Annotated in this window: 6 protein-coding genes; all 6 read right to left on the bottom strand. The window is 62.5% G+C overall.

What is annotated here, in order from left to right:
- On the bottom strand, positions 1–587 hold a 587-nt coding region (locus tag IE00_RS04995; protein ID WP_170864083.1), incomplete at its 3' end, for a GTP-binding protein.
- Positions 588–646: 59 nt separating this feature from the next.
- Complete coding sequence (fusA, locus tag IE00_RS04990; RefSeq protein ID WP_072295954.1) at positions 647–2,770, bottom strand: elongation factor G; 2,124 nt, start codon at positions 2,768–2,770, stop codon at positions 647–649.
- 18 nt (positions 2,771–2,788) lie between these two features.
- Positions 2,789–3,259 carry a 30S ribosomal protein S7 gene (rpsG, locus tag IE00_RS04985; RefSeq protein WP_072295953.1) on the bottom strand — a complete coding sequence of 157 codons (471 nt, stop codon included), beginning with the start codon at positions 3,257–3,259 and terminating at the stop codon, positions 2,789–2,791.
- 12 nt (positions 3,260–3,271) lie between these two features.
- Entirely contained in the window at positions 3,272–3,643 is a 372-nt protein-coding gene (rpsL, locus tag IE00_RS04980; protein ID WP_022705687.1) for a 30S ribosomal protein S12, read from the bottom strand.
- Between the two features lie 263 nt (positions 3,644–3,906).
- Positions 3,907–4,722: a glycosyltransferase gene (locus IE00_RS04975; RefSeq protein WP_072296001.1), complete on the bottom strand. Its 816-nt coding sequence runs from the start codon at positions 4,720–4,722 to the stop codon at positions 3,907–3,909.
- 123 nt (positions 4,723–4,845) lie between these two features.
- The gene (gene rpoC / locus IE00_RS04970) at positions 4,846–9,078 is read right to left on the bottom strand and encodes a DNA-directed RNA polymerase subunit beta' (protein ID WP_072295952.1); all 4,233 of its coding nucleotides are present in this window, start codon (positions 9,076–9,078) and stop codon (positions 4,846–4,848) included.
- Positions 9,079–9,089: the final 11 nt, after the last annotated feature.

Raw genomic sequence — 9,089 nt, 5'->3', positions numbered from 1 at the left:
TAGCTGTCGACGGCGGCGATCAGCTCACGGATCGAGTTTTCGCCGATCTCGGGGTCGCGGCCTTCCATGGCAGCAAGGGCCGAACCCTTGATGATCGGAATGTCGTCGCCCGGATAGTCGTAGGAGGACAGCAGCTCGCGCACTTCCATCTCGACCAGTTCCAGCAGCTCTTCGTCATCCACCTGGTCGACCTTGTTCAGGTAGACGACCATGTAGGGGATGCCCACCTGGCGACCCAGCAGGATGTGCTCGCGCGTCTGCGGCATGGGGCCGTCGGCGGCGTTCACGACCAGGATCGCGCCGTCCATCTGGGCGGCACCGGTGATCATGTTCTTCACGTAGTCGGCGTGGCCGGGGCAGTCCACGTGCGCATAGTGGCGCGACTCGGACTCGTATTCCACGTGCGCGGTCGAGATCGTGATCCCGCGGGCCTTCTCTTCGGGCGCGCCGTCGATCTGGTCATAGGCGCGGAAATCGCCGAAATACTTCGTGATCGCAGCGGTCAGCGTCGTCTTGCCGTGGTCAACATGACCGATGGTCCCGATGTTGACGTGCGGTTTGTTCCGTTCAAACTTTGCCTTTGCCATGGAATGGCTCCTTGTTCTTCAATTCAGGTCAGGAGCGGGGCCGTAGCCCCGCTGCAAAATCAGGCGTATTTCTTCTGGATCTCGTCCGAGATGTTCTGCGGCACAGCTTCGTAATGGCTGAACTGCATCGAGAACACCGCACGGCCCGAAGACATCGAACGCAGGTTGTTGATGTAGCCGAACATGTTGGCCAGCGGCACTGCGGCGTCGATGACGTTCGCGTTGCCGCGGCTGTCCTGTCCGCGCACCATGCCACGACGGCTGGTCAGGTCGCCGATGATCGAACCGGTATATTCTTCCGGCGTCACGACTTCGACCTTCATGATCGGTTCCAGCAGCTTCGCACCGGCCTTGCGCAGACCTTCGCGCATCGCGGCACGGGCCGCGATCTCGAACGCCAGGACCGAGGAGTCGACGTCGTGGAACGCACCGTCCGTCAGGGCGACCTTGAAGTCGATGACCGGGAAGCCTGCCAGCGGACCGGAATCCATGACCGACTTGATGCCCTTCTCGACGCCCGGGATGTATTCCTTGGGCACCGCGCCACCGACGATCTTGCTTTCGAACGAATAGCCTTCGCCCGGCTCGGTCGGGGTGATGGTCATCTTGACGCGCGCGAACTGGCCGGTACCACCGGTCTGTTTCTTGTGCGTGTAGTCGATATCGGCCGAGGTCGAGATCGTTTCACGATAGGCCACCTGGGGGGCACCGATATTCGCCTCGACCTTGAACTCGCGCTTCATGCGGTCGACCAGGATGTCGAGGTGAAGTTCGCCCATGCCCTTCATGATCGTCTGACCCGATTCCAGATCGGTTTCGACGCGGAAGGACGGATCTTCGGCTGCCAGGCGCTGAAGGGCGATGCCCATCTTTTCCTGGTCGGCCTTCGACTTGGGCTCGACGGCGATCTCGATGACCGGCTCGGGGAAGGTCATCGTTTCCAGAACCACCGGGCTGGACGGATCACACAGCGTGTCGCCCGTGGTGGTTTCCTTCAGACCTGCCAGCGCGATGATGTCGCCTGCGAAGGCTTCCTCGATTTCCTCGCGGTTGATCGAGTGCATCATCATCATGCGGCCGACGCGTTCGCGCTTGCCCTTGGTGGCGTTCAGCATCTGATCGCCTTTCTTCATCACGCCCGAATAGATGCGCGTGAAGGTCAGCGAGCCGACGAAGGGATCGTTCATGATCTTGAAAGCCAGACCCGAGAAGGGCTGGGAATCATCTGCACGACGTTCGATGTTGCGCGTCTCGGTCTCATCGTCGGGCGAGAAGCCCATATAGGGCGGGACGTCAAGCGGGGTCGGCAGGAAGTCGATGACCGAGTTCAGCAGGGGCTGGACGCCCTTGTTCTTGAACGCGGAACCGGCGGTGACCGGGAAGAAGGACAGCGACAGCGTGCCTTTGCGGATCAGACCGCGCAAGGTCGCCTCGTCGGGCTCCTCGCCTTCCAGATAGGCTTCCATGGCGGCATCGTCCTGCTCGACTGCAAGCTCGATCATGTTGGCGCGCCATTCGTCGGCCAGATCCTTCAGCTCGTCACGGATCGGCTGACGAACCCAGCTTGCGCCGAGATCTTCGCCCATCCAGACCCACTCTTCCATCTTGATCAGGTCGACGATGCCTTCCAGCTTGTCCTCGGCGCCGATCGGCAATGCGATCGGGCACGGGGTGCCGCCGGTGCGGTCCTTGATCATCTTCACGCAGTTGAAGAAGTCGGCGCCGATCTTGTCCATCTTGTTGACGAACACGATCCGCGGAACCTTGTAGCGGTCAGCCTGACGCCAGACGGTTTCCGTCTGGGGCTCGACGCCGGCGTTGGCATCCAGAAGGCAGATCGCGCCGTCCAGAACAGCCAGCGAACGCTCGACTTCGATGGTGAAGTCGACGTGGCCGGGGGTGTCGATGATGTTGAAGCGGTACTTGGTATCGGAAGTCCCTTCGGTGGTCGGGTCTTCCTGACGCTGCCAGAACGTGGTGGTCGCGGCAGACGTGATCGTGATGCCGCGCTCCTGCTCCTGCTCCATCCAGTCCATGGTCGCGGCGCCGTCATGCACTTCGCCGATCTTGTGCGACTTGCCGGTGTAGAACAGAATACGCTCGGTCGTCGTGGTCTTGCCGGCATCGATGTGGGCCATGATGCCGAAGTTGCGGTAACGCTGCAGCGGATAATCGCGTGCCATGGTCGGGATCCTTTCGCCTTACCAGCGGTAGTGGCTGAACGCCTTGTTGGCGTCGGCCATCTTGTGCGTGTCTTCGCGCTTCTTCACGGCGGTGCCGCGGCCGTTGACGGCGTCGGCAAGCTCGCCTGCAAGGCGCTCTTCCATCGTGTTTTCGTTGCGCTTGGCAGCCGCAGTGATCAGCCAGCGGATGGCCAGGGCCTCGCGGCGGATCGGGCGGACTTCGACGGGAACCTGGTAGGTGGCACCACCGACGCGGCGCGAACGCACCTCGACGGACGGCTTCACGTTGTCCAGGGCCTCGTGGAAGACTTCGATCGGTTCGCGCTTGAGACGGGTCTCGACGCGCTCCAGCGCGTTGTAGACGATCCGCTCGGCGACCGACTTCTTGCCGTCAACCATCAGGTTGTTCATGAATTTGGTCAGCACACGATCGCCAAACTTGGCGTCGGGCAGGACATCGCGCTTTACAGCGGCGTGACGACGGGACATTGATGCCTCTCCTTATTTCGGACGCTTGGCGCCGTATTTCGAACGACGCTGACGACGGTCTTTGACGCCTTGGGTATCCAGAACACCGCGCAGGATGTGGTAACGGACACCCGGAAGGTCTTTGACGCGGCCGCCGCGGATCAGCACGACGCTGTGTTCCTGCAGGTTGTGCTTTTCGCCCGGAATATAGGAGATGACCTCGAAGCCATTCGTCAGGCGGACCTTGGCCACCTTACGCATAGCGGAGTTCGGTTTCTTCGGCGTCGTGGTATAGACGCGCGTGCAGACCCCGCGCTTCTGCGGGCAGCCCTGAAGGTGCTGCGACTTGCTGCGCTGCACTTTCGGCTGCCGCGGTTTGCGGATCAGCTGTTGGATCGTAGGCATTCGGTTCCCCGTCTTGCTCTGTCAATACTCGCAACCGCTCGGTTGCGCCTCTTCTCGACGGTAAGTTGCGCGAATCGCAAAATACCAAGCCCGCCGCGCCGGAAACCGGGTGACGGGCATGATTTCAGAGGATCGGGGCGTATTTCGGCCCGGATCGTGACCTCATATGTTCATGTGCCCAAGACGGTTTCCCGCCGGGTAGCGGGGCTATAGGCGGATTCCGCCCTCCTGTCAACATGGCCCCCTGGCCCGTCATCCGGGCGTCATCCCCCAAGGCGGGCCAGTTCGTCCATGACCTTGCGTCCGAAACCGAAACGGCGCGGGATCAGCCGGGCCAGCGGCTCGTCCTGGGGCTGCCAGGCCGTGCCCTGCCCCATCGCCCCTGAATCGCTGTCGCGGTGGATCGAACGGATGAACATCACCGGCGTGTTGACCGACACGCCCGGCATCCATTTGCCCAAGGCGGCATGGTTGAAGCTGAGCGCACTCAGCCCCGCATCGGGCCGCAGGAAGATGGTCAGCGCGACGCCCATGTTGTGGCACAACCAGGGCGTGATCGACACCCGCCCCTGCGCGGCCTTCACCATCAATCCGCGGCCATAATCCAGCGACAGCCGTTCCTCGACGCGCCACAGATCCTGGACGCGGGCGAAATCGGCGCGGCTGCGTTCGACGTAATCCAATGCGACGGCGTCGTCATCGTCGTGGCGGAAATGGCCGACCACATCCGCCGCACCGTCCACATGGGGGGCGACGGCTTGCAGGCATGCTTCGCGGTGCTTGGCCATCGGCGGGACCAGCGCCAGCCGTAACTGGGGCACCCGGTCGCAAAGGGCCGCCAACCGCGACAGATAAGGTTCGGGAAGATCAGGGCCGGTCATGATGACCAGCGTAAAGTCGGGATCGGTCTGCGCCATCCAGCCCGGCATCGCCACCTGGATGAACCACTGCCAGCGCCGCTCCAGCCGGTCGGGATCGTAAAGATAGGCCCGCCGCGATTGGTAATCCTCGTGCTCGACCTGGAAACCCCGAAGCCCGACATAGGAAAACCGGCAGAGCCCCAGCATCTGAACCTTCATTCCCGCCCCCTTGCTGGTGGTCCCCAAGCGATAGCCCGCATGCCGGTCCGTCGCAAGTTCGCGGCGCTGAAACGACAAGGGCCCGGCGTGATGCCGGGCCCCTGCCTTGTCATGATGCCGGGATCAATCCTCGGGATTGGTCGCGGGCGCCTCGGCGCTCGGGCTTGCCTCAGCGGCAGGCTCGGGTGCGGCCAGGGCGGCTGCGGCCTCCGCCTCGGCGCGGCGTGCCTCGATCACTTCCGAGTCACGCTCGGAGGCGATGCGACGCACGCGGGCGGTCGCGCCACCGGTACCGGCCGGGATCAGGCGGCCGACGATGACGTTTTCCTTCAAGCCGACCAGCTTGTCGCGCTTGCCCTGAACGGCAGCCTCGGTCAGCACGCGCGTCGTTTCCTGGAAGGACGCGGCCGAGATGAAGCTGCGGGTCTGCAGCGACGCCTTGGTGATGCCCAACAGGACCGGTTCGCCCGTGGCCGGACGTCCGCCGCGTGCCTCGATCTTCGCGTTCTCCGCGTCGAAATCGTCACGCTCGACATGCTCACCCTTCAGCAGCGTGGTCTCGCCGCTGTCGATGATCTCGATCTTCTGCAGCATCTGGCGAACGATCACCTCGATGTGCTTGTCGTTGATCTTCACGCCCTGCAGTCGATAGACGTCCTGCACCTCGTCGATCAGGTAGTCGGCCAAGGCCTCGATACCCATGATGCGCAGGATGTCATGCGGCGCCGGGTTGCCGTCCATGATGTAGTCACCCTTCTGCACGAAGTCGCCTTCCTGCACCGGGATATGCTTGCCTTTCGGCACCATGTACTCGACGGGGGCCACGCCTTCCTCGGCGGCTTCGATGCTGATGCGACGCTTGTTCTTGTAGTCCTTGCCAAAGCGCACATAGCCGTCGATTTCGGCGATGATCGCGTGATCCTTGGGGCGACGGGCCTCGAACAGTTCCGCCACGCGGGGAAGACCCCCGGTGATGTCCTTGGTCCGTGCACCTTCGCGCGGAATACGCGCCACGACGTCACCGGGGCGGATCTCCTGGCCGTCCTCGATCGACAGGATGGCGTCGACGGACATCGGATAGCTGACCGGGTTGCCCTGGTCGTTGCGCACCGGTTCGCCATCGGCGTCCATGATGATGATCTCGGGCTTCAGGTCGTTGCCTTTCGGCGCCGACCGCCAGTCGGTCACGATCTTCTGGGTCATGCCGGTCGCATCGTCGGTCTCGTCGCGGACCGAGATCCCCGACATCAGGTCGACGAACTTGGCCACGCCGCCCTTTTCCGCGATGATCGGCAGGGTATAGGGGTCCCATTCGAACAGCTTGGCACCGCGGATGACCCGATCGCCTTCCTTCACGAACAGCTTCGAGCCGTAGAACAGCTTGTGGCTGGCGCGTTCCTGCCCCTGCTCGTCCAGGACCAGCAGCTGCATGTTGCGCGACATGACGACCTGTTCGCCATTGGCATTTTCCAGGATGCTCTCGTTGCGGAACTGGATCGTGCCCTCGTGCGAGGCGGCCTGGAAGGACTGCTGACCACCCTGGGCAATACCGCCGATGTGGAAGGTCCGCATCGTCAGCTGGGTGCCCGGTTCGCCGATCGACTGCGCGGCGATGATGCCGACAGCCTCGCCGATGTTGACCAGCGTCCCGCGAGCCAGGTCGCGGCCATAGCAGAGCGCGCAGATCCCGTCCTCGGATTCGCAGGTCAGCGCCGAACGGATGCGGATCTGCTGAACAGCCGCCTTCTCAATGGCATCGGCCTTGCGTTCGTCGACCACTTCACCCGTGCGGATGATGATCTCGTCGGTACCCGGAACCAGCACGTCCTCGGCCACGGTCCGGCCCAGCACGCGCTCGCTCAGCGGCGAGATGACCTCACCATCGTTGACCGCGGCCGAAGCCGTGATCGAATGCTCGGTTCCGCAATCATGCTCGCGGATGATGCAATCCTGGGCGACGTCGACCAGACGACGGGTCAGGTAACCCGAGTTCGCCGTCTTCAACGCGGTGTCCGACAGACCCTTACGGGCGCCGTGGGTCGAGTTGAAGTATTCAAGAACGGTCAGACCTTCCTTGAAGTTCGAGATGATCGGCGTCTCGATGATCTCGCCCGACGGCTTGGCCATCAGGCCGCGCATGCCGCCCAGCTGCTTCATCTGGTTGACCGAACCACGCGCACCCGAGTGGGCCATCATGTAGACCGAGTTCGGCTCCATCTCGGCACCGTTCTCGTCGATCTTCGTCGCCGAGATCGTCGACATCATGGCTTCGGTCACGCGATCGTTGCACTTGGACCAGGCATCGACAACCTTGTTGTACTTTTCGCCCTGGGTGATCAGGCCGTCCAGATACTGCTGTTCGAATTCCTTGACCTGCTCCTGCACTTCCTCGACGATCGTCCACTTGTTGTCGGGAACGACCATGTCATCCTTGCCGAAGCTGATGCCGGCACGGAAGGCCTCGCGGAAGCCCAGACCCATGATCTGGTCACAGAAGATCACCGATTCCTTCTGACCGCAGTAGCGATAGACGGTGTCGATGACGACCTGAACGTCCTTCTTGCGCAGCAGACGGTTCACCAGCTCGAACGGAGCCTTGGCGTTCATCGGCAGCAGCGCGCCAAGGCGCATGCGGCCTGGCGTGGTTTCAAAGCGCTGAAGAACCTCGTTGCCGTTCTGGTCGATCTGACGGATCCGGGCGGTGATCTTCGAGTGCAGATGCACTTCGCCTGCGGCCAGGGCGTGCTCGACCTCCTCGATATTGGCAAAGGACATGCCTTCGCCCTTCATGCCTTCGCGGCTCATCGAGACATAGTAGAGGCCAAGGATCATGTCCTGCGAGGGAACGATGATCGGTGCGCCGTTGGCGGGCGACAGGACGTTGTTCGTCGACATCATCAGGACGCGCGCTTCCAGCTGCGCTTCCAGCGACAAGGGAACGTGCACGGCCATCTGGTCGCCGTCGAAGTCGGCGTTGAAGGCCGAGCAGACCAGCGGGTGCAGCTGGATGGCCTTGCCTTCGATCAGGATCGGCTCGAAGGCCTGGATGCCCAGACGGTGCAGCGTGGGCGCGCGGTTCAGCAGAACCGGGTGCTCGCGGATGACCTCTTCCAGAATGTCCCAGACCTCGGGACGCTCTTTCTCGACCAGCTTCTTGGCCTGCTTGACAGTGCTGGACAGGCCCTTCGCCTCAAGGCGCGAATAGATGAAGGGCTTGAACAGCTCCAGCGCCATCTTCTTGGGCAGACCGCACTGGTGCAGCTTCAGTTCGGGGCCGGTCACGATGACCGAACGACCCGAGAAGTCGACCCGCTTGCCCAGAAGGTTCTGGCGGAAGCGGCCCTGCTTGCCCTTCAGCATGTCCGACAGCGACTTCAGCGGGCGACGGTTGTTCCCGGTGATGACGCGGCCGCGGCGGCCGTTGTCGAACAGCGCATCGACCGATTCCTGCAACATGCGCTTTTCGTTGCGCACGATGATGTCGGGCGCGCGCAGTTCGATCAGGCGCTTCAGACGGTTGTTGCGGTTGATCACGCGACGATAGAGGTCGTTCAGGTCCGAGGTCGCAAAGCGGCCGCCATCCAGCGGAACCAGCGGACGCAGTTCCGGCGGAATGACCGGGATGACCGTCATGATCATCCATTCGGGGCGGTTGCCCGATTCCAGGAAGCTCTCGACGATCTTCAGGCGCTTGATGATCTTCTTGGGCTTCAGCTCGCCGGTGGCGGCCTTCAGGTCCTCGCGCAGCTGCTCGGCAGTCGCGGCCAGATCGATATTGGCCAGCATGGCGCGGATGGCTTCGGCACCGATATCGGCCTGGAAGGCATCCGCACCATAATTGTCCTGCGCGTCGAGGAATTCCTCTTCGCCCAGCAGCTGGCCATAGGTCAGGTCGGTCAGACCCGGCTCGATGACGACATAGTTCTCGAAGTAGAGGATGCGTTCCAGATCGCGCAGCGTCATGTCCAGCATCAGGCCGATGCGGCTCGGCAGCGACTTCAGGAACCAGATATGGGCGACGGGCGCTGCCAGTTCGATATGGCCCATCCGTTCGCGGCGGACCTTCTGCAGCGTGACTTCCACGCCGCATTTCTCGCAGACCAGGCCGCGATACTTCATGCGCTTGTATTTGCCGCAGAGGCATTCGTAGTCCTTGATCGGACCGAAGATGCGCGCGCAGAACAGACCATCGCGTTCCGGCTTGAACGTGCGATAGTTGATCGTCTCGGGCTTCTTCACCTCGCCGAAGGACCAGGCCAGAATTTCTTCCGGCGAGGCCAGCGAGATCTTGATCTCATCGAACTGCCGCGTGGGGGCCAGCGGGTTCAGAGGGTTGGTGGCAAGTTCCTGGTTCATTTCCAATTCCT

The sequence above is a fragment of the Paracoccus sp. SM22M-07 genome (assembly GCF_001887735.1).
Lineage (GTDB): Bacteria > Pseudomonadota > Alphaproteobacteria > Rhodobacterales > Rhodobacteraceae > Paracoccus.
This window is presented reverse-complemented; position numbering and strand designations above follow the sequence as displayed.

Coding starts and splice junctions, on each gene's coding strand:
- rpoC (WP_072295952.1), bottom strand. CDS start 9,078: ATGAACCAGGAACTTGCCACCAACCCTCTGAACCCGCTGGCCCCCACG.
- rpsL (WP_022705687.1), bottom strand. CDS start 3,643: ATGCCTACGATCCAACAGCTGATCCGCAAACCGCGGCAGCCGAAAGTG.
- fusA (WP_072295954.1), bottom strand. CDS start 2,770: ATGGCACGCGATTATCCGCTGCAGCGTTACCGCAACTTCGGCATCATG.
- rpsG (WP_072295953.1), bottom strand. CDS start 3,259: ATGTCCCGTCGTCACGCCGCTGTAAAGCGCGATGTCCTGCCCGACGCC.
- IE00_RS04975 (WP_072296001.1), bottom strand. CDS start 4,722: ATGAAGGTTCAGATGCTGGGGCTCTGCCGGTTTTCCTATGTCGGGCTT.